This window comes from Streptomyces sp. NPDC056883 (assembly GCF_042788835.1).
GTDB classification, from domain to species: domain Bacteria; phylum Actinomycetota; class Actinomycetes; order Streptomycetales; family Streptomycetaceae; genus Streptomyces; species Streptomyces stoeckheimensis.
In genome coordinates, this window is sequence record NZ_JBHUBS010000010.1 from 135,972 (window position 1) to 160,293 (window position 24,322).

Below are 24,322 nucleotides of genomic sequence, written 5' to 3' on the forward strand. Positions count from 1 at the left end.
TCTCAGCCGCCGGCCGCGAACCGGTCGAGAGACCCGAGCACATGGCCGAGGGTGGCCGTCCCGCCCATGTGTCCCGCCTCCTCCACCACGGTCAACTCCACGCCGGGCCAGGCGCGGGACAGCTCCCAGGCCGTGTCGAGGGGGCTGCCCATGTCGAGCCGGCCGTGGATCAGGACGCCCGGGATCCCGGCCAGCCGGTGGGCCCCGCGCAGCAGCTCGCCCTCCTCCAGCCAGGCCCCGTGCGAGAAGTAGTGCGAGCAGATGCGGACGAGGGCGACCCGGGCCGCCGGCGGCCGGCCGGTGTACGGCAGGGAGCCGCCCTTCGTCTCCCCGGACAGCACCGCGTCCTCCCAGGCGCACCAGTCCGCCGTGGCCTTCGCCCGTACCTCCTCGTCGGGATCGGCCGCCAGGCGGGCGTAGGCCCCGACGAGGTCGCCGTCGCGCGCGGCGCCGCCGGATCCGGCGACGAAGCGCTCCCACTGCTCGGGGAAGTACCGGCCGACGCCGCGGTACAGCCAGTCGATCTCCGAGCGCCGGGTGGTGGTGACGGCCGCGATGACGATCTCCGAGACCCGCTCCGGGTGCCGCTCGGCGTAGGCCAGGATCAGGGTGGAGCCCCACGAGCCGCCGTACAGCAGCCAGCGGCCGATGCCGAGGTGCTCGCGCAGCCGCTCCATGTCGGCGACCAGGTGCCCGGTGGTGTTGTGCCGCATGTCGGTCGCCGGATCGCTCGCGTGCGGGGTGCTGCGGCCGCAGCCGCGCTGGTCGAACAGGACGACCCGGTAGCGTGCCGGATCGAAGAGCCGGCGGGCCTTTTCGGTGCACCCCGACCCCGGACCGCCGTGGACCACGAGGGCGGGCTTCCCGTCCGGATTGCCGCAGACCTCCCAGTAGATGACGTTCCCGTCGCCGACGTCGAGCATCCCCTTGTCGTAGGGCTCGACCGGCGGGTAGAGCTCTCCCACGTCCGGACCTCCTCGTCTCCCCGTCCCGGACGGCCGTTCGCCGGGCCCCGGCCACCCTACGGGGGGCCCGGCAGGGTGCGGACAAGGGTTTTCCCCGTATCGCGTTCATCCCCGCTTTGCCTACTGTCTGCCCACCGGCGATCCTCCCGTCCGAACAGCCCCCGCGCCCACCCCACATGGCGCGAAGCTGCGAGGGCGGTCCGTCGCCGGTGCCACCGTTGCCCAGCCCCGACGCTGCGGCGGGCGACGACGTGGTGTGCAGCAGCGGTGGCCGGGCGGGTTTGACCAGCTCGTTCCGGTCCCGCCGCCGCCGGTCAACCTCCCACACTGCACCAACCGGCCGCCCCGGCGCGTTCTGTGGCGGCCCGCGAAAGGGAACACCGTGCACGCATCCAGACGACGCAGGCTCATATCCGTGGTGGCGATGTCCGTCACCCTGCTCGCCGGCTCCGCCACCACCTCCCTGGCGCTGACCGCCGCGGATCCCGCCCCCGCCTCGACCCTCCCGGCTGCCGGCGCCCCCACCGCCGTGGCCCCCGTCGAGAACCTCATCGTCGGGTACAAGTCCTCGGCCGCAGAGGCCGGCTCCAACTCCGCCGCCGCAGCGGACGCGGAGGCCAAGGGCAAGAAGGCCTCGAAGAAGGCGAAGTTCGATCGCCGCCTCGGCACCGGAGCCGCCCTCGTCTCCCTCGGCACCCCGGCCGACGCCGCCGCCGTCATGGCCCAGTTCCGCGCCGACCCCGACGTCGCCTACGTCGAGCCCGACTCCCGCGCCTACGCCCTCGCCGTCACCCCCAACGACACCGAGTACGCCAAGCAGTGGGACCTCTTCGAGTCGACCGCCGGCATGAACGTTCCGGCAGCCTGGGACACGACCACCGGCTCGGGCGTCACCGTGGCCGTGATCGACACCGGCTACGTCGCCCACTCCGACGTCGCCGCCAACGTGGTCGCGGGCTACGACTTCATCTCCAGCTCCACCGCCGCCCGTGACGGCAACGGCCGCGACAACAACCCGGCCGACCAGGGTGACTGGAGCGCGGCCGGCGAGTGCGGCACCGGCTCCAAGGCCAGTGACTCCTCCTGGCACGGCACGCACGTCGCCGGCACCATCGCCGCCGCCACGAGCAACTCCAAGGGCATCGCGGGCATCGCGTACGGCGCGAAGATCCAGCCCGTCCGCGTGCTCGGCAAGTGCGGCGGTGCCACCTCGGACATCGTCGACGCCATCACCTGGGCCTCCGGCGGCACCGTCTCTGGCGTCCCGGCCAACGCGACCCCGGCCAAGGTCATCAACATGAGCCTCGGCGGCTCGGGTGCCTGTACCTCCACGTACCAGAACGCCATCAACGCCGCCGTCGGCCGCGGCACGACCGTCGTCGTCGCCGCCGGCAACAGCAACGCCGACGCGGCCGGCTTCTCGCCCGCCAGCTGCAACAACGTGATCAACGTCGCCGCCAGCAACCGCACCGGCGACCGCTCGTTCTACTCGAACTACGGCGCGATCATCGACGTCGCCGCCCCGGGCGGTGAGACCCGCCGCGCCACCGACACGCCCGGCACCATCACCACGCCCGAGAACGGCATCTGGTCCACCCTGAACACCGGCGCCACCACCCCCGGCGCCGAGAACTACGAGCCCTACCAGGGCACCAGCATGGCCGCCCCGCACGTCGCGGGCCTCGCCGCCCTGCTGAAGTCGGCGAACTCCGCGCTGACCCCGGCCCAGATCGAGTCCGCGATCAAGGCGAACGCCCGCCCGCTGGCCGGCACCTGCACCGGCGGCTGCGGCACCGGCCTCGCCGACGCCGCCGCGTCCGTGGCGGCCGTGACCTCGACCCCGCCCACCCCGGGCTTCGAGAACACCACGGACTTCGCGATCGGCGACAACGCCACCGTGGAGAGCCCGGTCACCGTCACCGGTGTCACCGGCAACGCCCCGGCCACCCTCAAGGTCGGCGTCAACATCGTCCACACCTACATCGGTGACCTGAAGGTCGACCTGGTCGCCCCGGACGGCACCGTCTACACGGTGCACAACCGGACCGGCGGCAGCGCCGACAACATCAACCAGGTCTACACCGTGAACGCGTCCTCCGAGGTCGCGAACGGCACCTGGAAGCTGCGCGTCAACGACAACGCCGGCGGCGACACCGGCAAGATCGACTCCTGGAGCCTGACCTTCTGAGCCTGGCCTGCTGAGTCCGGCCCTCCGGGCCGGATCCCCGCCGCGGCCCAACTCGGCCTGACGGGCCGATAGTACGGACCAACAGCCCGCCCGACCTGCTGATACACCGCGTATCGGCAGGTCGGGCGGGTTTTCCTGTCACGTGACTGAATTCTGCGTCACAATCCCGGCCCGCCGGCCATCCGACCTCGTATTGTCGCGTCTCACAGGAAGGGCACAGAGTCGGGCAAGCGAGAGGCTGGTGGCTGTGCGTGGTGGTGGCGACGGGGAACGCCGACACGACCGTGGGACACGGTGAACTGATCAAGACGGTCGACCGCGCGCTGACCACGCACGGACGCGCCCTGCTCACCGGACCCGCAGGCTCCGGCAAGACCGAGGTGCTGCGCGCCCTCACCGAGGCCGCCGCGCTGCGCCACGAGACCGTGCTCCATCTCACCCCCGGAGCCGCCGACCGGTGGATACCGGAAGCCGCTGCCGCCGCCCTCCTCGCCTCCGTCCCGGCCGCCGCGCTGGAATGCCTCTCCGGACCGCAGCGCACCGCCATCGCCCTCCTGCGGCGGGAAACCGACGCACCCCGCGTCGGCCGCGACCACGTCGCCCTGCGCCTCGCCGTCGTCGAGGTGCTGCGCACCCTCGCCGCCCGCGGCCCCGTCCTGCTCGCGCTCGACAACGCCCAGTGGCTGGACGCGGAGAGCACCGACCTGCTCCGCTTCGCCCTGGGCCTGACCCCGCCCCGGGTCCGGGTCCTCGCCGCCGAATGCGTCCAGGGCGGAACCCCGCTCTCCGAGCCCCTCTGCGGACCGGACACCCCACAGATACGGGTGCCCCCGCTCGGCACCGACGAGATCGCCGAGCTGCTGATGCGCCGGGGGCTTCCGGCCCGTCTCGCCGGCCGGATCCACCAGGCCAGCGGCGGCAACCCGCGCCTCGCCCTGGCGCTCGGCCGCTCCGTCGCCGAAGCCGCCGGTTCCCGCGACGGCGGCGCCCACCACGCCGATCCGCTGCCCGTCTCCGGGCAGGCCCGTGAGGTGGCCCGCCGTCTCCTCGGCGTCGTGCCCGCCCAGGCCCGGCGCACCCTGCTCTACGCCGCCCTCGCCGCACGCCCCACCACCGCGCTGCTGCGCCGGGCCGGCCGACTGGCCGCGGAGGCGGAGCTCGCCGTGGCCGAGCGGGCCGCGCTGGTCACCGTGGAAGAGGACGGCACGATCCGGTTCATGGCCGGGGCCCTGCCGACCGCGCTGGCCGCCGACGCGGGCTGGCCCGAACGCGCCGCCGGGCACGCCGCGCTGGCCGCCGCCGTGGACGACCCCGTCCAGGCCGTACGCCACCGGGCGCTGGCCGTGGACGCCCCGGACCAGGCGCTCGCCGCCGAGGTCACCGAAGCCGCCGCGTCCTGCAGGCGCCGTGGCCAGCGGGCGCTGGCCGCCGAACTCGGCCTGCTCGCGGCCGACCGGACCCCCTACCACCTGCCCGGGGAGGAGCTCGCCCGGCTGGTTGCCGCCGCCGAGGACGCGGGCTGGGCCGGCCGCGCCGACCTGGCCCGCCGCGCCACACGCGCCGTGCTCGCCCGCGACGCCTCGCCGGGCGACCGGGTGCGTGCCCGCCTCGCCGTCATCGACGCCGCCGGTCAGGCCCTCGGGGCCCTCGACGAGACCTTTGCGTACGCCATGGCCGACGCCGAGGGCGACCCCGCCCTCCAGGCCGCCGTGCGGCTGCGGACCGCCTGGAAGCACAACCTCAGCGACGGCGACCCCGTCCGCTCCCGCGACGCCGCCGCGGAGGCCGGCGTACTGGCCCGCAGCGGCGGAGACCAGGTCGCCGAGGCCATGGCGCTGACCGTACGGGCCCGCATGGGCCGCATCCTCGGGGACCGGGACGCCGAGGAGATCCTCGCCGAGGCCCTCGCCCTGCCGGCACCCGAGGTACCCCTCGGCATGCGCAACGCCCCGCAGTACCTCGCCGTCCGCCACGCCCTCTTCGACGACCGGAACGCCGACGCCCGGCGCCAGTTGCTCGTGCTGCTGCCCGCCGTACGGCGCACCGGCTCCGCCGAGGACGTCTTCGAGGTGCTGCGCAGCCTCACCGAGGTGGAACTGCGCCGGGGCAGGTGCGCGGCTGCCACCGCGCACGCCCGTGACGCCCTGGAGCTGACCGTCGAGGCCGGCCTCTCGCCCGGCCCCGCCTGGTACCTGGCTGCCCTGGCCGAGGCCATGGGCGGGGGTTTCGCACGGGCCGCCGGATACGCCCGGCGCGGCATCCAGGCCTCCGAGGAGGAGCACGACCAGGTGTTCCTCTCCCGCGGCCTGTACGTGCTCGGCCTGGTCGAACTGGCCACGGGCGAGGCCGCGAAAGCCGTCACGACCCTGCGTCGGGTGGCCGAACTGGAGGCCGCCCAGCAGGTGGTCGACCCCTCGATCCTGCGCTGGCACGGCGAGCTCGCCGAGGCCCTGGTTCTCGCCGACGTGCCCGAGGAGGCCGCCGAGCTCCAGGCCAGGGTGCGTACGACGGCCCTCGCGCTCGGCCGCACCAGCGTGATCGCCGCCCTCGACCGGGCCCGGGGCCTGTGCCTGTCGGCGCAGGGCGACGCCGATGCGGCGGTGGCCCTGCTGGAGGACACCGCGCAGCGCTTCGAGCTCCTCGAACTTCCCCTGGAGCGGGCCCGTACGCTGCTGGCCCTCGCCCGGGTGGAACGCCGCCGCCGGCGGCGCGCACCCGCCCGCGCCGCGCTGGGGGCGGCGGCCGAGGTCTTCGCCCGGGCGGGCGCCGCTCCGTGGACCGAGCTCGCCCGGGAACCGTCCCCGTGCCCCGCCCCGGGCGAGGGCGCCGGGGCCCGGCCCCTGGCCTCCCTCACCGAGGCGGAGACCCGCCTCGCGGTGCTGGTGGCACAGGGCGCCAGCAACCAGGAGGCGGCCGCGAAGCTCTTCGTCAGCGTGAAGACCGTGGAGGCCCGGCTGACCCGGATCTACCAGAAGCTGGACGTCCGGTCCCGGGCCCAGCTGGCCACCACGCTGCGGCTGGGCTGACCGGAGCGGTGAAGAGCCGCCTCAGCAGCTCAGGTTGTTCCCCGGGGTCACGCCGAGGATCTGGATGAAGCTCTGGTACGTGTTCACCCGGCTCTGCACCTGCGCCGGGTTGCCGCCGTTGCACTCCAGGGCACCGTTGATGGAGCGGATGGTCTCGCCGAAACCGGCGCCGTTCACCATGGCTGCGTGGGCGGTCATCGTGCCCGGGCCGTTCTGCGTGTTCCAGTACCAGAGCGCCGTCTTCATCGCGACGGCCGGGTCCTGCTCCACCAGGTAGGGGTTGGCCAGGAGGTTGATGCCCAGGGCGTCGCCGGCCGCCTTGTAGTTGAAGTTCCAGCTCAACTGGATGGGCCCGCGCCCGTAGTAGGCGGCCTGCCCGGCGGGACAGCCGTAGGGCTGGTTCGCATCGCAGTAGTGCGGGTAGTTGGCGGTGTTCTGCTCGACTATGTGCACCAGCCCGCCCGTCTCGTGCGAGACGTTGGCCAGGAAGGCGGCCGCTTCGCGCCGCTTGACGGTGTCGTCACCGGTGGTGGCGAAGCCGGGGTAGGCCGACAGGGCCGCGACCAGGCCGTTGTAGGTGTAGAAGGGGTTCCGGTTCGGGAACATCTGGTTGAACTGGGCTTCGCTGACCACGAATCCGGAGGGGTTGGGGGTGGTCGGATCCGGGTTCGGGGTCTGTCCGCCTCCGCAGACGCCCTGGTCCGACCAGACGCCCCACTGGCCGGTGGTGCCGGGGGTCTCGCCCTGGGTCCACCACTTGGCCTGCCAGTTGTGGCCCCCGTACGAGGCGCTCGTGCCGCCGGTGTAGACGGCGGAGGATGCCCACGCGCCGGCGCAGGCGGGAGCCGCGGCGGCGGGGGAGGAGGGGAGGGCGATCGCGAGGCCGAGGGTGACGGCCGCGGTGGCGGCCAGCGAGAGGGCGCGGCGGCGCAGGGTGCGCTTCACGGAAGTTCTCCTTCAGTGGGGGGAGTTGCCGTGGGGGGCAACGGACAACGGACAACTGCGCCCACTGAAGCGAGGATGGTCTGGACCTGTCAAGGTCTAGACCAAAACGAAGCGCCGGTGCGCCGCCCCGAAGGGCAGTGCACCGGCGCTTCGTCGAGGGTCAGCTACCGGCGGAGAGGTTGCCGGAGAGGACCGGGATGTTGTCCAGGATGTGCGAGGCGGTCTCGTCACCCTTGGCCTGGGTGGAGTTCTCGGCGCACTGCTGGTTCTGCGGGTTGGACGCGATCGGGATGTCCTGGACGCCGACGTTGATCAGGGCCAGGATCGACTGCGCGTTGACCTTCGCGGGCAGGCCGACACAGAGCTTGTTCAGGGAGCCCTGGATCGCGGCCATCTGCGGGCTCATGGCGCCGGAGGTCTCCTGGTTGCCGTAGAGCTGGGAGGACTCGTTGCCGTTGACCGTGTTGACGCCGTTGTCGTTGCCGATCGCCATCGCCGGGGAGGCTACGGCGGCACCGGCACCCAGAACGGCGGCGGTGGCGGCTGCGGTGGCCATGAACTTCTTGAGCATGTGGGGGATCCTTCTTCTGTCGCACTGTCGCATGAGATAGCTGCCCTCGGCGGGACGAGCTGCTCAACTGCCGTGGACACCGGGGGTTATCACCCATCACCCGAGTGGCCCAACCTTGCACTCCACAGGTGCGGTCCCGCATCGGCCGATTGACCGAACGCCGACGGGCGCGACAGGCGGGCGGATCCAGTGCCCCGAGTGCGTACGTGCGCGTGCGCCCCGGGTGCGCGCCCCGTGCGCGGGGCGGAGGTGCCGCCCCGACCGGATCCGGACCGTGGTGCAGGTCCCGGACCCGGTCGGGGCCGGCAGGGGCGGTGTCGCGGCAACGCGACGTCGCCGCGGTCAGCCGGTCTTGCGGCGGACCTTCTTGTTCTTGCCCCCGGGGTTGCCGCCGGCGCCCTGGATCTTCGCCCGGCTCTGGTGTGCCTGCTGCGACTGAGCATTGGCGGCGTTCCGCTCCAGGGCCTCCTTGAACTTCCGCTTGGCCTCCTCGGCCGGCGATTCGTTCTGCGGGGTGTCTGATTCTTCTGACATGCGTCCTCCTGGAATGTTCTGAAGCCGTTGCAGTCTGTCAGGTGGCGTTTCCCCTGGCCAACGGGTTCGGGCGGAGCGGCCTCGAGTCGGCTCCGGAGCAGTTCCGGAGCTGCTCCGGGGGCGGTCTCAGGCGTCCTTCTCCAGGGTCGGGCGCAGTCGCTCCAGCAGGGCGTGGAGGGTCGCGCGCTCGGTGTCGTCCAGGATGTCGAGCGCGCCGTGCGTGGCCTGCATCTCCTCGCGCACCCGGCGCATCACCTCGCGGCCCGCGTCCGTGGCCACGACGTTCTTGACGCGCCGGTCCGCGGGATCGGGCTCGCGGCGCACCAGCTCGCGGGCCTCCAGCCGGTCCACGATGCCGGTCACGTTCGAGGCGTCGCACACCAGCAGGGTGGCGAGGCCGCGCATCGGGAGGGGGCCGTTCAACTGGGCGAGGACCTTCGCCTGGGTGGAGGTGAGGCCGTGGCGGGCTGCGGCCCCCGCGAAATCGCGCCACTGGGCGGTGCCGATCGCGGCGAGCAGCTCCAGCAGCTCCAGCTTGGTCGGGACGGCGTGGGGGGTGGTGGCGCTCATGCCCCGGAGCGTACTCAAGGTGCTTCACATTATCAACCTTTTACTTGACCACCTTAACTATTGAGGTCTACCGTCTGCTGGAGTCGAAGTACTTGATGACGTCAAACATCTGCGATCTGAAGCACTGAGAAGGTCTTCCCTGCCATGAGCACCACCACCTCCGCCACCACCCGGGCCGGCGGCCACCGGAACGAGACGGTCATCGTCTTCGCCCTGAGCCTGGCCGCCATGGTCGTGTCGATGATGCAGACGCTGCCGGTCCCGATCCTGGGCCTGATCCGCAGCGATCTCGGCACCACCACCGCCAACGTCAGCTGGGTGACCACCGCCACCCTGTTGTCCGCCGCCGTCTTCACCCCGCTGCTGGGCCGCTTCGGCGACCAGCACGGCAAGAAGCCGACGCTGGTGGCCGTACTCGGCGTCATGGTCGCGGGCTCCGTCATCGCGGCGCTGGCGTCCTCGCTGCCCCTGCTCCTCCTCGGCCGCGTCCTGCAGGGCGCCGCCACCGCGATCTTCCCGCTCGCCCTCTCGGTACTGCGCGAGGAGGTCCGCCCGCAGAAGCTCCCCGGAGCGATGGCCCTGGTCAGCGGAACCCTCGCGTTCGGCAGCGGCCTCGCGCTCGTCGCCACCGGCCTGCTGACCTCCGGCAGCGACGCCGACTACCGCAACGCCTTCTGGATGGCCACCGGCTTCGCCGTGCTCGCGCTGCTCGCCGTCGTCTTCCTGGTTCCGGCGACCCGGCACAAGACCGGCGGCCGTACGGACTTCCTCGGTGCGCTCACCCTGGGCATCGCCCTGCTGCTGCTCCTGCTGCCGATCTCCCAGGGCCACGAGTGGGGCTGGGCCTCCGGCCGCACGCTGGGCAGCTTCGCGGGCGCCGTCGTCATGACCGCCGTCTGGGTGTTCACCGAGCTCAAGGTCCGCGAGCCCCTCGTCGACATGCGGATGTTCGTCCACCGTCCGGTCCTGATGGCCAACCTGGCCGGCATCCTCGTCGGCTTCGGCATGTTCGCGAACTTCCTGGGCGTCTCCTACCTCGTCCAGATGCCCAAGGCCCTGACCGGCTACGGTTTCGACGCCTCCATCCTGCGCGCCTCCGTGGAGTTCCTGCTGCCCGGCGCGATCGTCTCGCTCCTCGCCTCGCCGATCGGCGGCCAGCTGGTCCGCCACCGCGGACCGCGCGCCGCACTGGCGGTGGCCGCGGCCCTCGGCGCCGCCGGCTTCGGCTGGCTGGCCCTGGACCACGGCCACACCGCCTCGGTGATCGGCGCCGGCCTCATCGTCGGCGCGGCCGTCAGCTTCGGCTACGCGGCCATGCCCGCCGTGATCATGGCGAGCGTCCCGCACCACCAGAGCGGCATCGCCAACGGCATCAACTCGATCTCCCGCTCCACGGGCAGCGCGATCGGCAGCGCGATCGTGACCACCATCCTGGCCTCGAAGACGATCGAGCACCTTCCGGCGGGCGTTCCCGCCCTGCCGGCCGAATCCGGCTTCACCCTCACCTTCGCCATCGGCGCGGTGGCCTTCGGCCTGGTCGCGGTCATCAGCGGAATCGGCCTGCGCGGGACCCACGGGCCGCGGACGGCCGCCACGGGCGCCGGCGCGCCGGTGGCCGCCTCGACCGGGACCGCGCCTGCGGCAACCGAGCCGGCCGCTGCCACGGCGTCCGCCGCGAAGGCCGACGCCTGACCGGTCCGCACCGCACCACCGGAGCGACGTTCTCACGGAGCCGCCCCAGGGTCCTGCCGGACACACGGCGGGACCCGGGGGCGGCTTCGCCCGTTCCCGCGCCGGACGTCCCCGCACAGTCGTGGGACCGAGGCGCCCGGATAGGCTCGACCGGGCCCGGAAAGGATCTCCCGGGCCCGGAAGGGTGCCATGACCAGCGAAGAACCGATCCGGATCCTGCGGGCGGCCGACCGCCCGGCCGCCCGGTGGAAGAACGGCGGGGGAGTGACCCGCGAGATCGCCGCCGGACCCGAGGGCTCCGGGATGGACGACTTCGGCTGGCGGGTCAGCCTCGCTGAGGTCACCGCGGACGGCGCCTTCTCCGTGTTCCCCGGCGTCGACCGCACGCTCACCCTCGCGGAGGGCGCCGGCATGGACCTGGAGATCGGCGGCGCACGACGCCTCGTGGACCGGCGGTACGTCCCCCAGCGCTTCCCCGGAGACGAGCCGACCGGCTGCCGGCTGCTGGCCGGGCCGGTGGTGAACTTCAACGTGATGTACCGCCGGGGAACGGTCACCGCCGACACCGCCGTCGTACGGGGTGACCTCGCGCTCGCCGTCCGGCCCGGCGAGACCCTGCTGATCGTGGCCCTGGAGGGCACGGCCGAGCTGCCGGGCTCCGCGGAACTGGGCCCGTACGACGCCGCCCTGATCACGGGCCCGGCGGAGATCGGGCTACGGAGCACCGGCCGCGCGGCGGTCGTCCGCCTCGCCCGGGATTAGAACTCCTAACGAAATGATGCCCAAGGTTGAGCGCCGGGTCCGTCATCCGGGGCGCAAGCGGCATCCGGACCGGCTGGTGTTTCAGGGCATCCTGTTCGTGCTGCAGACCGGCATCCCCTGGGAACACCTGCCGCAGGAACTCGGCTTCGGCTCTGGCATCACCTGCTGGCGCCGCTTGGCGGAGTGGACACCGAGGCCGATGTGTGGCCGCGGCTGCACGAAGCTCTCCTCGCCAAGCTTCGCCGTGCGAATGCCCTGGGCTTCTCCCGGGCAGCGGTAGACGGTTCCCACATCCGGGCCCTAAAGGGGGGACCCAAGACGGGAGGAAGCCCGGTTGATCGGGGCAGGACGGGCAGCAAGCACCATCTGATCACCGACGCCACCGGTATCCCGCTCACGGCCACCCTGACCGGCGGCAACCGCAACGATGTCACCCAACTCATCCCACTGCTTCAAGCGGTGCCATCTGTGCGCGGGAAGAGAGGCCGGCCCCGGCGTCGCTCTGACGTCGTCCTCGCCGACCGCGGCTACGACCACGACAAATACCGTCGCCTGGTCTGGAATCTCGGAGTCAAGCCGCTGATCGCCCGCCGGGGACTGACCACGGCTCCGGGCTGGGAACCGACCGCTGGGTCGTCGAGCGCGCGTTTGCCCACCTGCACTGGTTCCGCCGTCTACGGATCCGCTGGGAGATCCGCGACGACATCCACGAGGCCTTCTTGAGCCTGGGGTGTGCACTGATCTGCTGGCGACGCCTTGCCTCACTGCCCGGCCAGGCAGGCTGACAGCGGGAGGCCGACTGTCGCTCTCACTCCCAGCTGGTCTCCGGGATATGGCTGTGAGAATGCGTGCCCCATCCTTCGCGATCATGCCGGGCGCAGTGGTCGGCAACCATGCCTTCCCAGGACCGATCCGGCCACCACAGAGCTCCATGTTCCTCATGAAGATGATCGTGGAGAGCCTTCAGTGCGACCGGATCCGTGAATCGGGTGAAGACGTAGAAGGGCCACTTCCTCCGCCCAGTGAAGATTCGGGTCGGCCTGATCTCCCACCTACCCACGAACACCCCTCACCGTCGACGTTGACATGATGCGGCAAACGTCAGGGTCTCGTTCGGCAGTTGATCACTCTGTTGGCAGTTCTTAGTGGTCGAACTCGTAAATCCTTCGAGGGTTGACACGGTGGTCGATTGCGGCAGAGGTGCGTGGGCCGCTGAAGGAAGAGGGGGCGATCGCCACTGTTCAGCGAGGTATCCCCAACTCGCCTGCACGGAGACCGGCCTGGAATCGGGAGTCGGCCTCGAGTTTGGCCATCAGGTCGGCCACGCGTCGCCGGTAGGTGCGTAGCGAGATGCCGAGTTGTTTGGCCGCCGATGCGTCGGTGATTCCGGATGCGAGTGATTGGAGGATCACGCGTCCGTCGGTGTCGAGGTGTGGGCCGTTGCCACGCAGGTAGGCGTTGAGATCGGTGGCGGTGTCCCAGATCGCCTGGAACAGCGAGTGGACGCCGTCGACCAGGGTCCGTGACGTCGTGACGGTGTATTCGCGGCCGGTGGGGGTGTGCCGGCCGGCGAGGATCATCACTCGCCGGTCGATGAGGATGGTCTCGTGCGGCATCGGCGAGCTGCTGATCCGAACGGAAGTGCCCTTGCTCTGCACCATCTGCAGGTGCGCGCGGGCTTCCTCGTCGGCAAGGGCGACCGGGCTGAGCAGCTTTCGGGAGGTGAAGTCGGAGGAGCCCGTGGCTCGCATCCGGTTGCGGATCGCTTCCCTGGCCTGCGGTTGTGACCAGGTCCTGAGATCCCGGGCGCCGCACAGGAACTCGGCGGACTTGGCTGACCTGCGGGGCTGACTGGCCGACTCCGAAGGCGGACCTTCCCCCCATTGCCCATGGTCGCCGCCAGTCCGGTATCTCCGACCGCTGCCGAGCGTAAGCGGCTGAAGCCCCGCACGGTTCACCCCCGCGCAGGTCGCCGAACTGGCCGCACGCGGGATCACCGATACCGTCTCCGCGTCCACGGTGCGCCGCTGGCTGCGCGAGGACGCGCTCAAGCCCTGGCAGTACCGGTCCTGGATCCTCATCCGCGACCCGGACTTCCGCACCAAGGCCGCACATGCGATGGACCTGTATGCCCGTACCGTCGACGGTGCCCCGTTGGGCGAGGACGAGTACGTGATCTCCGCGGACGAGAGGACCTCCGTTCAGGCCCGCTGCCGCTGCCACCCGACCCTGGCACCCGGGCAGGCTCGGGCGATGCGCGTCAACCACGAATGTCAGCGCGGCGGCGCGCCGGCCTACCACGCCTCCTGGACGAACCAGATCGAGATCTTCTTCTCCGTCGTCCCAGGCAAGGTCGTGGCACCGGGGTGCGTCGGCGACGAAGCACGGCTCGAGATTGACGGCCGTGGTGGAGAGGGGGCGGCCCGTCCCGGCGGCTCCATGAAACGCATCGACAGGACAGAGGCAGATCCGGACGGCCCCGGGCGACGCGAACGCAAAGAGGCCGCAACCCGTTAGGCCCTTGGCGGCGCCGCCTGGCGGTACGCGGCCCCTTCGGCCCGGACCCTGCGCCGGAGTTGCTGCTCACGACGCAGCTCGTCGTCACACGCGCCTACGCCCCTCCGAGACCCCCTCCGAACTCCCCTCTGTGCGCGAAGCGTTGACAAAGTCGTCATCTGCTAGAAACCTGTGGCGCCATGGCCGCATAACTGCGACCAGATCACTCAAAAAATTAATAACGCTACGCAAGTTTGCGGCAGGCGCGGCTGCGTCGGGCCGGGGCCCCTCATGGAACAGAGGACAGCATGAGATGGAAGCAAAGCGGTCGGCTGATGGTGGCCGGCTCGGTGGTCGCGGGGCTGGTGTCGGTCGGGCTTCTCCCCGTCACCTTCGCGGCCGCCGCGGGCGGACCCAACATCGCCCTGGGCAAGTCGGTCAGTGCGAGCGGATCCCTCGGCGGGTACGGGGCCCCGGGAGTCACCGACGGCAACCAGGGCTCGTACTGGGAGGGGCCCTCGGGCACCTTCCCGACCTGGGTGCAGGTGGACCTCGGCAGCAGCGTGGCCGTCGACCAGGTGGTGCTGAAGCTGCCCGCCCCCTGGGAGGCGCGCACCGAGACGCTGACCGTGCAGGGCAGCACCGACGGGAACACCTTCACCACCCTGTCCGCCTCGGCGGGGCGGGCGTTCAACCCCGCCCAGTCCAACACGGTGACCATCGGGTTCACCGCGGCGACGGTCCGCTACGTGCGGGTCAGCGTCAGTTCCAACACCGGCTGGCAGGCCGCGCAGATATCCGAGCTGGAGGTGTACTCCGCCAACGGCAGCGGTGACCCCGGCGATCCCGGGGACCCGGGTACGCCCCCCGTCGGCGTGAACCTCGCCAAGGGCAAGCCCATCGAGGCCTCCTCCACCACCCAGTCGTTCGTCGCGGCCAACGCCAACGACGACAGCGTCGCCAGCTACTGGGAGGCCGGCGGCCAGCAGTCCACGCTGACCGTGAAGCTCGGCTCCAACGCCGACGTCACCGGAGTGGTCCTCAAGCTCAACCCCGACCCCGCCTGGGGCAACCGCACCCAGAGCTTCGAGGTCCTGGGCCGGGAACAGTCGGCGAGCGGGTTCACCACCCTGAAGGCCCGAGCCGACTACGCCTTCAGCCCGGGCGGCAACCAGAACACCGTGACGGTCCCCGTCACCGGCCGCCTCGCCGACGTCCAGCTGAAGTTCTCCGGCAACACCGGGGCCGGCGGCGGTCAGGCCGCCGAGTTCCAGGTCATCGGCGCCGCCGCTCCGAACCCGGACCTGACGGTCACGGACCTCGCCTGGTCCCCGGCCGCCCCCTCCGAGAGCGACGCCGTCACGGTCAACGCGACCGTCCGCAACGCCGGTACGGTCGCCTCCCCGGCCACCACCGTCAACGTCAGCCTCGAAGGTGCGGTCGCCGGCAGCGCCCCGGTCGGCGCCCTCGCCGCCGGAGCCTCGGCCACCGTCCCCGTCTCCGTCGGCAAGCGCCCGCAGGGCAGCTACACCGTCTCCGCCGTCGTCGACCCGGCCGGAACCGTCCCCGAGCAGAACGACACCAACAACAGCCGCACGGCCGCCGCGAAGCTCGTCGTCGGCCAGGCACCGGGCCCCGACCTGGAGGCCCTCTCCATCACCAGCAACCCGGCCAACCCGGCCGTGGGCGCCCCGGTCTCCTTCACCGTGGCCGTGCGCAACCGGGGCACCGCCGCGGTGAGCGCGGGCACCGTCACCCGGCTAGTCGCCGGCGCCACCACCCTGAACGGCCCCACCCCGGCGATCGCCGCCGGTGAAACCGTCAACGTGCCGATCAACGGCACCTGGACGGCGGTCAGCGGCGGAGCCACCCTCACCGCCACCGCCGACGGGACCGGTCTCGTCGCCGAGACCAACGAGACCAACAACAGCGTCTCCCGGGCCGTGGTCGTCGGCCGCGGTGCGGCGCTCCCGTACACCGAGTACGAGGCGGAGGCCGGCAGCTACACCGGCACCCTGCTGCAGAGCGACGCCAAGCGCACCTTCGGGCACACCAACTTCGCCACCGAGTCCTCGGGCCGCGAGTCCGTACGCCTCTCCTCCGCCGGCCAGTACGTACAGTTCACCTCCACCAACCAGGCCAACTCCATCGTCGTGCGCAACTCGATCCCCGACGCCGCGAACGGCGGCGGCGCCGACGCCACGATCAGCCTGTACGTCAACGGCAGCTTCGCCCAGAAGCTGAACCTCTCCTCGAAGCACAGCTGGCTCTACGGCAGCACCGACAGCCCCGAGGGTCTGACCAACACCCCCGGCGGCGACGCCCGCAGGCTCTTCGACGAGTCCCACGCCCTGCTCGCGCAGAGCTACCCGCCCGGTACGACCTTCCGGCTCCAGCGCGACGCGGGCGACACGGCCTCGTACTACGTCATCGACCTGATCGACCTGGAGCAGGTGGCCCCCGCGGCGCCCAAGCCCGCCGAGTGCACCTCGATCACCGACTACGGTGCGATCCCGAACGACGGGATCGACGACACGCTCGCCATCCAGAAGGCCGTGACGGCGGACCAGAACGGGCAGATCGCCTGCGTCTGGATCCCGCAGGGCCAGTGGCGCCAGGAGCAGAAGATCCTCACCGACGACCCGCTGAACCGGGGCCAGTTCAACCAGGTGGGCATCAGCAACGTCTCCATCCGCGGCGCGGGCATGTGGCACTCCCAGCTCTACACGCTGACCGAGCCGCAGAACGCGGGCGGCATCAACCACCCGCACGAGGGCAACTTCGGCTTCGAGATCGACGACAACACGCAGATCTCCGACATCGCGATCTTCGGCTCGGGCCGGATCCGCGGCGGCGACGGCAACGCCGAGGGCGGCGTGGGCCTCAACGGCCGCTTCGGCAAGAACACGAAGATCACCAACGTGTGGATCGAGCACGCCAACGTCGGTGTCTGGGTCGGCCGCGACTACGACAACATCCCGGCCCTGTGGGGACCCGGTGACGGCATCGAGTTCAACGGCATGCGGATCCGCGACACCTACGCCGACGGCATCAACTTCGCCAACGGCACGCGCAACTCCACCGTCTTCAACTCCTCCTTCCGCACGACCGGTGACGACGCCCTCGCGGTGTGGTCCAGCAAGTACGTGAAGGACCAGTCCGTCGACATCGGCCACGACAACCACTTCCGCAACAACACCATCCAGCTGCCCTGGCGCGCCAACGGCGTGGCGATCTACGGCGGTTACGGCAACACCATCGAGAACAACCTGATCTACGACACGATGAACTACCCCGGCATCATGCTGGCGACCGACCACGACCCGCTGCCCTTCTCCGGGCAGACCCTGATCGCGGGCAACGGTCTCTTCCGCACCGGCGGCGCGTTCTGGAACGAGGACCAGGAGTTCGGCGCGATCACCCTGTTCCCGTCGAACCTGCCCATCCCGGGGGTCGTCATCCGCGACACCGACATCCACGACTCCACCTACGACGGGATCCAGTTCAAGACCGGCGGCGGGGTGATGGCCGACGTCAAGATCACGAACGTGACCATCGACAAGTCCAACAACGGGTCCGGCATCCTGGCCATGGGCGGAGCACGCGGCAACGCCACCCTGTCCAACGTCACCATCACCGGATCCGCCCAGGGCAACATCCTGATCGAACCGGGATCGCAGTTCCTGATCAACGGGGGCTGACGGCGGGCGGGTTCACCGCTTGCCGAGCTTGACCCACTTCGCCGTGCCGGGGACACCCTTCGCGTCGAGGAGGAACAGCATGTAGTACCCGGGCGGGGCGTCGGCCGAGGTGGCCGGCGCCCGCAGCCCGATCGTGCGGCCGCGGACGCCGGTCATCCGCAGCTCCAGATGGCGCTGGCTGGTGTTCACCGCGTGGGTGACGGTGGTCGGCGCCAGCAGCACGGCCCGCCGCACACCAGAGGCCGTCGAGCTCTCCACGGAGAACTCCGCGTCATGGGCGATCTCGCCCGCCGGGACCCGGTCCAGTACGGGCCGGGCTCCCCGGTGCAGGTAGGCGGGCTCGTAGATCTCGATCGAGCCGTCCATGCCGTCCTTGATGTCCGGGTCGTTGGCGATCTGCTGGAGCTCGTCCCCGGTGACCATGACCCGGCCGTCCGGCAGCACCAGGGCATTGGAGTGATAGCCCCGCGGCAGCCGCTGGGCCGGCCCCAGCCTCCACCGGCCGTCCGCACCCCGCAGCTCGGTCTGGCGGAACTTCAGGTCGGCCTTCGGGTTGAACGGCCCGAACCCGTAATCCCTCGTGTCCTTGGCCCCGTTGACCGTCAGCAGCGTGCCGTCCGGCAGGATCAGCGTGTCGTCCTGGGTCCGGCCGAAGGCGCGCGGCTCCTGCGTGGTCCAGGCGCCGCCCGACAGCCGGTAGGTGTTCGGGTCCAGCGGATCCCCGCCCAGCACCAGTACCGAGTCGGGCCCGCGGAACCCCGCCGGCAGCGGCACGGCGGAGCCGTAGCCCCGGAAGTCGGCGGGCCGTCTGGGCAGGTCCGTACGGGTCTCCGCGCGCGGGTCGAAGAGCCACTGCTGGTCGGCGTCGCGCCCCAGGCCGTAGATCATGCCGTCGCGCAGCGAGAACAGGTGCGGGTAGTCGTTGCGGAAGGGCGCGTCGGAGCGCATCCGCTGCACCGAGAAGTCCAGCGGGATGTCGTACGGGCGCCAGGGCACCGGCTGCCCCAGCGCGGGGAACCGCTCCACCACCGGGGTGGGCGTCCCCGTCCCGCGCTCCGACTGGCCCGACATGATGATCTGGCGGCCGTCCGCGCCGGTCACCACCGACGGGTACCAACGGCCCACCGCCATATCGCGGTTGCGGTACCAGCCCTCGGTCCACGGGTCGAAGACGAAGGACAGCTTCGCTCCGCTGCCGCCCTTGCCTCCCGTGTTGCCGCCGAACACCCCCAGCATGCCGTTGGGCAGGAAGGAGTGCCCGGCACAGAAGAACGGGGCCGGGCGCGGGGCGTGCGTCCCGTCGGGCATCAGCACGACGGGCGGGGTGACCTTCTTGAACGCCCGCCCACCGGTCCCCTTCGCCGGATCCCACAGATAGGCGCGGCCCGCGTTCGACGGTCCGATCCGGTCCGTGGGCCCGGTCTCCTTGGTGGGGTCGGTCTCCACCCGCGAGAAGGAGAAGAGCAGCACCTTGCCGGTGGGCAGCTGGGCGACGTGCACGCCGAAGTCGGGGGAGGGGAAGTACTCGGTGAACCGACCCGAAACCGCCGCCCGGAAGACGGAGTTGGCATCGCGCTGCGAGGCGGCGAGCGAGGCCAGGCTCGCGTTCCGCCGGGACTGCGGGTACTCCACGGCGCCCTTGGTCGCCCGGCGCAGCTCGGCGTGGGCGCGCGCGTGGCCGACGCCGATCACGGCGGCTTCGGCCGGATCGGTACCGCCGTCCGTTCCGTGTCCCGGCGCTCCGGCGGCGGGCGCCGCGGCCGCGAGGACCAGGGCGCAGACGACCGCGGTCGCGGAGAGCAGGGCGGACCGGTGCAGGCGGCGCATGGGGGCTCCTCGGCGCGGGCGGTTCCGTAGGGCGCTCATCATAGGAAATACCGGGAGGAATCGGGGCACCCCACGTGCTCGGCACCCCGCCGATGAGCCGATCGGCCCTCCCCGAGGGGCTGCCCGAACGTTTCTCCGGTGAAAGTGCCCGGCCATCGGAGTGAGACCGCGCACCCGTTCACCGATCGGCGGGGTACGGACCGCTTCCATGGCCGGGTGATCAGAACACTGCGCACCGCGCTCGGCGCCGTCCTCGCGACCGGCGGCCTCCTCGCCCTCCTGCCCGCCTCCGCCGCCGGGGCGGCGGGCGGCCCGGCGGCCCCCGCCGCGCCGGAAGACCGGGTGACCGTCGACGTCGCCACGGTCAACGGCTCGGGCTGCCGTCCGGGCAGCGCCACCGTCGCCGTGGCCGAGGACAACTCGGCCTTCACCGTCACCTACAGCGAATACCTGGCCATGGCGGGCGGCAACAGCGCCCCGACCGACGGCCGCAAGAACTGTCTGCTCTCCCTGCTCGTCCACGTCCCGCAGGGATACACCTACGCCGTCGCCCAGGTCGACTACCGGGGATTCGGCAGCCTCCAGCAGGGCGCGATCGGCACCCAGAAGGCCAGCTACTACTTCCAGGGCATGAAGCAGACCGACTACCGCACCCACAAGTTCCAGGGCAGGCTCGACGACAACTGGCAGGCCACCGACACCACGGGCATCGAGGCCCTGGTCTTCGCCCCCTGCGGCGAACTGCGCAACTTCAACATCAACACCGAACTGCGCGCCGAAGTCGGCACCTCGGACCCGTCGACGACCAGCTACATGGCGCTCGACTCCACCGACGGCAGCATCAACAGCGTGTACCACTTCTCCTGGAAGAAGTGCCCGGCCCGCTGAGCCGGCTCGGCGCGTTTCCCACGGGCGGCCGTGCGGGGCTCCTGCTCAGGAGTCGCCCCGCGCGGCCGCCTGCCGCTGCCGCTTGCTCAGGGGGGCCAGCGTGAGGTCCTGGGCCTGCGAGCTGAGCCGCTTGAAGCCGTACCCGTGCTCCGTCAGCCAGGTCTCCGCGGCGAGCTCGGCGTGGGCGGTCGCGTCCAGGATGTCCTCCTCGGCCTCGCCCTCGGCCAGGAAGCGGAAGGTGAAGAAGGGCCGGGCCGCCACGTCGTACGTGAGGTGCCCCTCGGGAGTGAACTCGGCCGTCAGCATGTCGTGCCGGGCCGCGTCCGCGAGGAGCGCGGCGCGCTGCTCCTCGGTGAGGCCGTCGAAGGACCCCCGGACGGTGATGCGGAAGGTGCGGGTGCTCATCCCGTCAGCCTAGGCCGGACTCCGAGCCTCCCGCACCGGGATTTCCGGGGCCCGCCACTCCGACGGCCCAATCGGCGCGCGACCTCCGCGACCCCGGCGTCACCCGGTCGGCGCGGCTGCGACCTGGGGTTTCGCGCAAGTGCCCGGCGTGCCGGGCGTGTCGCGCCCCGCTAGCGTCGGCAGCGTCCGGAGTCCTCGGATTCCGCGAGGGGGGTCCTGCTATCCGCCTGTGCGAGAGGCCGAGCCGATGCTGAAGGACGCTCCGATAGCCCAGACGCCCCCGATGGCCAGCCTGATCCGCGTGGAGAAGGGCGTGGCAGCCCCCGAGGAACTCGCCGCGATCGCGGTGGTCGTCGCCTGCTTCGCCCGCCGCAACTCCGCCGGAGCGGAACCGGCCCCCGGAGCGGGAACGGCCCCCGCCGGGGCCGCCCGCCGCAGGCGCCCCGCACACCACGGCTCCGGCTGTTGGGCGGGCTGCTGGGCCTGCGGCTGACGCGGACTGGCACGGGTCCGCAGCCCCCATGAACGCCCCTGCCCCCGGCCCGCTCACGGGCCGGCGGCAGGGGGACCAATCGGCGTACGGGCCGGTCAGGCCCGGTGCAGCACCGTAGACAGGGCCTCCGACAGCGCGGCCTCGGGGTCGCCCACCGGACCCTGCGAGCGCCACGCGACGAATCCGTCGGGCCGCACCAGCACCGCGCCCGCCTCGGACATGGCGTGCACCTCGCTCCAGTCGGAGCCCTCCTCCTGCACCAGATCGGTGCCCGAAGCACTCGCCGACCCGATGGCATAAGCGTCCAGCTTCACCGACAGCCGCTCGGCCACCCGGTCCGCGGCCGCCCGCCACGGCGAGCCCGCACCGCAGAGCAGCACGAAGGCGCGCTCGTACAGGTCCACCGTGGAGACCCGCTCGCCGTCCGCCCGCGTCAGCCACATGTGCGGGGCCCGCGCACCGGGCTCGCCCGTCATGCGCATCCCCTCCGGGATGACGGGCCGGTCCGGAGACCCCCCGACGAAGGCGCCGCTCGGGTACGCGTAGGCCATCGCCGTCGTCAGGACCCCGCTGCCCGGTCCGCCGCCCATCGTGGGCGGCGGCGCGTACCCGGGGTGGCTGTGCTCCGCCGATCGGGCCGAGGCGCGCTGGGCGGTCGCCACGGCCACCGGGTGCCGCTCGGCCCCGTAGGTCTCCAGCAATCCCGCGCCCGCCGATCCGTTCAGGACCGCCGCGATCTTCCACGCCAGGTTGTGCGCGTCCTGGATGCCGGTGTTGGAGCCGAACGCCCCGGTGGGGGACATCTCGTGGGCCGCGTCGCCGGCCAGGAACACCCGACCGGCGGAGTACTGCTCGGCGATCCGTTCCGCCGCGTGCCAGGGGGCCTTTCCGCCGATCTCCACGTCCAGGTCCGGCACGCCGATCGCGGCCCGGATCTGCTCCCTGCACCGCTCCTCGGTGAAGTCCTCCAGGGTCTCCCCCTGGTCCGGGTGCCAGGGGAGGTGGAACACCCACTGGGTGTCGTTGTCCACCGGCAGCAGCGCCCCGTCCGCACCCGGCTTCATCAGGTAGCAGACGATGAACCGCAGATCGCCCAGCACCTCGACGAGCCGGCGCGAGCGGAAGGTGACGCTGACGTTGTGGAACAGCTCGCCGCTGCCCGTCTGGGAGATGCGCAACTGCTCGCGCACGGGGCTGCGCGGGCCGTCCGCCGCGATCAGGAAGTCGGCGCGCACGGTGATGTGCTCACCGGTCTCCCGGTCCTTGACCAGCGCGTTCACCCCGGTCTCGTCCTGGTCGAAGCTCATCAGCTCGGTCGAGAACCGCACGTCGGCGCCCTGGGCGCGGCTCTGCGCGGCGAGGATCGGCTCGATGTTGTTCTGGCTGCACACGCACCAGCCGGTCGGACTGAACTTGCTGAGCGCTCCGGACGGGTCGATGGCCTTGACCAGCCACTTGTGGTCGCCGCCGAGCAGGGACTCCGTCTGCAGGATGCCCATGTTGTTCTCCAGCGCGGACGCCGCCTGCCGGATGGCGCCCTCCGCCCCGGCCACCCGGAACAACTCCATGGTCCGGGCGTTGATACCGCGCCCACGCGGGTGGTCCGAGGTGCCGGCGTGCTTCTCCACTACCAGGTGCCTGATGCCGTGGCGGCTCAGGAACAGCGAGGTGGACAGACCCACGAGGGAGCCGCCCACGACGAGAACCGGTACGCGAACATCTGCCGTGTCTTCCATCAGCTGCGAGCTCCTGAATTCTGTGTGGGGGGAGTGCACTCTTTTATGCCCCCGATCGCCGCCCAAGCCCAGGAGATACGCCGGTTGTCACCCGCTTGATCCGGAGATGTAGCGGTACGTCCCCACCCGGATGACGATGAGCGACAGCGGTTCCCCCGAAGACACGCCGGCCTGCCGTCCCCGCGACGGCCGCCGGTCCGGGGCGGTCACCGCCGATGACGGACGAGGGGTCCGTACGCGATGCACATCCCCGCCCTCCCCCAGGGCCCTCACGAAGGAGTGAGCAGATGACGACCACCCTGTCCGAACGGGTGTCACAGTCCGCCTTCGACGGATCCATGCTCCGGGTGGTCCTGCTGATGGACCTCCACGAAGGAGCCCAGCAGCGGTTCTTCGAGGCGTACGAGCAACTGCGCCACGACATCGCGTCGGAACCGGGCCACATCAGCGACCAGCTCTGCCAGTCCTTCGAGAACCCCTCGCAGTGGCTCATCACCAGCGAGTGGGAGAGCGCCCCGCAGTACCTCGCCTGGGTCAACAGCGAGCACCACGCCGAGCAGGTGCGCCCGCTCGGCGCCTGCGCCCGCGCCATGCGCCCGCTCAAGTACACCGTCCTGCGCGAGACCGGCCGCGGCTACCAGGACGCGCAGCGGCCCACGGGCGCCCGGCTGCAGGAATCGCCCCGGCTCGGCGCCGGCGTCGTGCGCCACGCCCTGACCTTCACGGTCAAGCCCGGCAGCGAGAAGCAGGTGGCCGCACTCCTCTCCAGCTACGCCTCCCCGGAGGCGAAGGTGGACGGACACACCCGGCTCCTGCGGACCTCGCTCTTCATGCACGGCAACCGGGTCGTCCGTACCGTGGAAGTCCGCGGCGACCTGATGTCAGCCCTGCGGCACGTCTCCGAACAGCCCGAGGTACGGGCCGTCGAAGAGGCCATCAACCCCTACCTGGAACAGGACCGCGACCTCGGCGACCCCGAGTCCGCCCGGATGTTCTTCATGCGGGCCGCACTCCCCGCCGTCCACCACGTCGCCGCGCGCGAAGCCGGCGAAGTCGACCGCTCCGACGTACGGCGCCACGCGCTGTTCTACCCGGCCAAGCCCGGCTGCGGACCGGCGCTGGCCCGGTTCCTCGCCCGGCAGGACGAGGAAGCCGCCCACCGGTCCGACGCCCCGACCGTGAGCAGCAGCATCTTCCAGCGCGACGACATCGTCGTACGCCTCATCGACGTGCGCAGCCCGCACGGCGCCGGGCTGGAAACCGCCTTCGGCATCCGGGGCCCGCGCAAGGCGGCCGTCCTCGCCCGCCTGATGGCAGGGCCCGTCAGCAGCCCGGACGGCTCCGACGGAGCCGCCTCCGCGGTCCGCCACACCATGAGCCTGATCACCGACCGCAGGGCCCCCGCCGAACGCTGACGCGCAGCGGCATTCCCCACCGGCCCGCACCCCCCCGGACCACTCCTCTCCGGACGCCCCGTCTCCGGACGCCTCATCCCTGGACCCCCCACCCATCAGCCCCGTCCA

At 71.6% G+C, this 24,322-nt stretch carries 18 protein-coding genes and 1 pseudogene; 10 read left to right on the plus strand and 9 right to left on the minus strand.

Annotated features, from left to right (window positions below):
- Positions 1–2 precede the first annotated feature (2 nt).
- Complete coding sequence (gene pip / locus ACFRU2_RS24170) at positions 3–965, minus strand: prolyl aminopeptidase (RefSeq protein WP_382975476.1); 963 nt, start codon at positions 963–965, stop codon at positions 3–5.
- A 424-nt stretch (positions 966–1,389) separates the two neighbouring features.
- On the opposite strand from pip, the gene ACFRU2_RS24175 reads away from it, so the two are divergent.
- Together ACFRU2_RS24175 and ACFRU2_RS24180 are read left to right on the plus strand one after the other, a co-directional pair.
- Positions 1,390–3,153 carry a S8 family serine peptidase gene (locus ACFRU2_RS24175; protein ID WP_382975768.1) on the plus strand — a complete coding sequence of 588 codons (1,764 nt, stop codon included), beginning with the start codon at positions 1,390–1,392 and terminating at the stop codon, positions 3,151–3,153.
- Positions 3,154–3,404: 251 nt separating this feature from the next.
- Positions 3,405–6,179, plus strand: coding sequence for an AAA family ATPase (locus ACFRU2_RS24180; RefSeq protein ID WP_382975478.1), 2,775 nt, complete (start codon positions 3,405–3,407; stop codon positions 6,177–6,179).
- Between the two features lie 21 nt (positions 6,180–6,200).
- Here ACFRU2_RS24180 and ACFRU2_RS24185 read toward each other — a convergent pair whose 3' ends face one another.
- The 4 genes from ACFRU2_RS24185 to ACFRU2_RS24200 form a co-directional block, all read right to left on the minus strand.
- Complete coding sequence (locus tag ACFRU2_RS24185; protein ID WP_382975771.1) at positions 6,201–7,112, minus strand: glycoside hydrolase family 19 protein; 912 nt, start codon at positions 7,110–7,112, stop codon at positions 6,201–6,203.
- A gap of 172 nt (positions 7,113–7,284) precedes the next feature.
- Positions 7,285–7,695 carry a rodlin gene (locus tag ACFRU2_RS24190; protein WP_382975480.1) on the minus strand — a complete coding sequence of 137 codons (411 nt, stop codon included), beginning with the start codon at positions 7,693–7,695 and terminating at the stop codon, positions 7,285–7,287.
- A gap of 342 nt (positions 7,696–8,037) precedes the next feature.
- Positions 8,038–8,229, minus strand: coding sequence for a DUF5302 domain-containing protein (locus ACFRU2_RS24195; protein WP_243333056.1), 192 nt, complete (start codon positions 8,227–8,229; stop codon positions 8,038–8,040).
- 126 nt (positions 8,230–8,355) lie between these two features.
- Complete coding sequence (locus ACFRU2_RS24200; RefSeq protein ID WP_382975482.1) at positions 8,356–8,799, minus strand: MarR family winged helix-turn-helix transcriptional regulator; 444 nt, start codon at positions 8,797–8,799, stop codon at positions 8,356–8,358.
- A 144-nt stretch (positions 8,800–8,943) separates the two neighbouring features.
- On the opposite strand from ACFRU2_RS24200, the gene ACFRU2_RS24205 reads away from it, so the two are divergent.
- From ACFRU2_RS24205 to ACFRU2_RS24215, 3 genes and pseudogenes are all read left to right on the plus strand, one after another.
- Positions 8,944–10,491 (plus strand): MFS transporter, encoded by a 1,548-nt coding sequence (locus ACFRU2_RS24205; RefSeq protein WP_382975484.1) that lies wholly within the window; start codon positions 8,944–8,946, stop codon positions 10,489–10,491.
- A gap of 189 nt (positions 10,492–10,680) precedes the next feature.
- On the plus strand, positions 10,681–11,253 hold the full coding sequence (locus ACFRU2_RS24210) for a HutD family protein (RefSeq protein ID WP_382975486.1): 573 nt from the start codon (positions 10,681–10,683) through the stop codon (positions 11,251–11,253).
- A gap of 13 nt (positions 11,254–11,266) precedes the next feature.
- Positions 11,267–12,038 (plus strand): annotated as a pseudogene (locus tag ACFRU2_RS24215) (IS5 family transposase).
- A gap of 456 nt (positions 12,039–12,494) precedes the next feature.
- Here ACFRU2_RS24215 and ACFRU2_RS24220 read toward each other — a convergent pair.
- Positions 12,495–13,271 (minus strand): DNA-binding response regulator, encoded by a 777-nt coding sequence (locus ACFRU2_RS24220; RefSeq protein WP_382975487.1) that lies wholly within the window; start codon positions 13,269–13,271, stop codon positions 12,495–12,497.
- A gap of 1 nt (position 13,272) precedes the next feature.
- Between ACFRU2_RS24220 and ACFRU2_RS24225 the strand changes: the two genes are divergently transcribed.
- A complete protein-coding gene (locus ACFRU2_RS24225) occupies positions 13,273–13,770 on the plus strand; it encodes a hypothetical protein (RefSeq protein WP_382975489.1) in 498 nt (165 codons plus the stop codon).
- Between the two features lie 287 nt (positions 13,771–14,057).
- Entirely contained in the window at positions 14,058–17,450 is a 3,393-nt protein-coding gene (locus ACFRU2_RS24230) for a CARDB domain-containing protein (protein WP_382975491.1), read from the plus strand.
- Positions 17,451–17,462: 12 nt separating this feature from the next.
- Here the strand turns inward: ACFRU2_RS24230 and ACFRU2_RS24235 are convergent, their stop codons facing one another.
- Positions 17,463–19,277 carry a galactose oxidase-like domain-containing protein gene (locus ACFRU2_RS24235; RefSeq protein WP_382975493.1) on the minus strand — a complete coding sequence of 605 codons (1,815 nt, stop codon included), beginning with the start codon at positions 19,275–19,277 and terminating at the stop codon, positions 17,463–17,465.
- 216 nt (positions 19,278–19,493) lie between these two features.
- Here ACFRU2_RS24235 and ACFRU2_RS24240 point away from each other — a divergent pair, with 216 nt between their 5' ends.
- Positions 19,494–20,165, plus strand: coding sequence for a DUF4360 domain-containing protein (locus tag ACFRU2_RS24240; protein ID WP_382975495.1), 672 nt, complete (start codon positions 19,494–19,496; stop codon positions 20,163–20,165).
- A gap of 45 nt (positions 20,166–20,210) precedes the next feature.
- Here ACFRU2_RS24240 and ACFRU2_RS24245 read toward each other — a convergent pair whose 3' ends face one another.
- Complete coding sequence (locus tag ACFRU2_RS24245) at positions 20,211–20,570, minus strand: DUF6204 family protein (RefSeq protein WP_382975497.1); 360 nt, start codon at positions 20,568–20,570, stop codon at positions 20,211–20,213.
- Between the two features lie 229 nt (positions 20,571–20,799).
- Here ACFRU2_RS24245 and ACFRU2_RS24250 point away from each other — a divergent pair, with 229 nt between their 5' ends.
- Complete coding sequence (locus tag ACFRU2_RS24250) at positions 20,800–21,063, plus strand: acyl-CoA carboxylase epsilon subunit (protein WP_382975499.1); 264 nt, start codon at positions 20,800–20,802, stop codon at positions 21,061–21,063.
- Between the two features lie 95 nt (positions 21,064–21,158).
- Here the strand turns inward: ACFRU2_RS24250 and ACFRU2_RS24255 are convergent, their stop codons facing one another.
- Positions 21,159–22,799, minus strand: coding sequence for an FAD-dependent oxidoreductase (locus ACFRU2_RS24255; protein WP_382975501.1), 1,641 nt, complete (start codon positions 22,797–22,799; stop codon positions 21,159–21,161).
- Between the two features lie 287 nt (positions 22,800–23,086).
- On the opposite strand from ACFRU2_RS24255, the gene ACFRU2_RS24260 reads away from it, so the two are divergent.
- A complete protein-coding gene (locus ACFRU2_RS24260; protein ID WP_382975502.1) occupies positions 23,087–24,214 on the plus strand; it encodes a SchA/CurD-like domain-containing protein in 1,128 nt (375 codons plus the stop codon).
- The last annotated feature ends 108 nt before the right edge of the window (positions 24,215–24,322 follow it).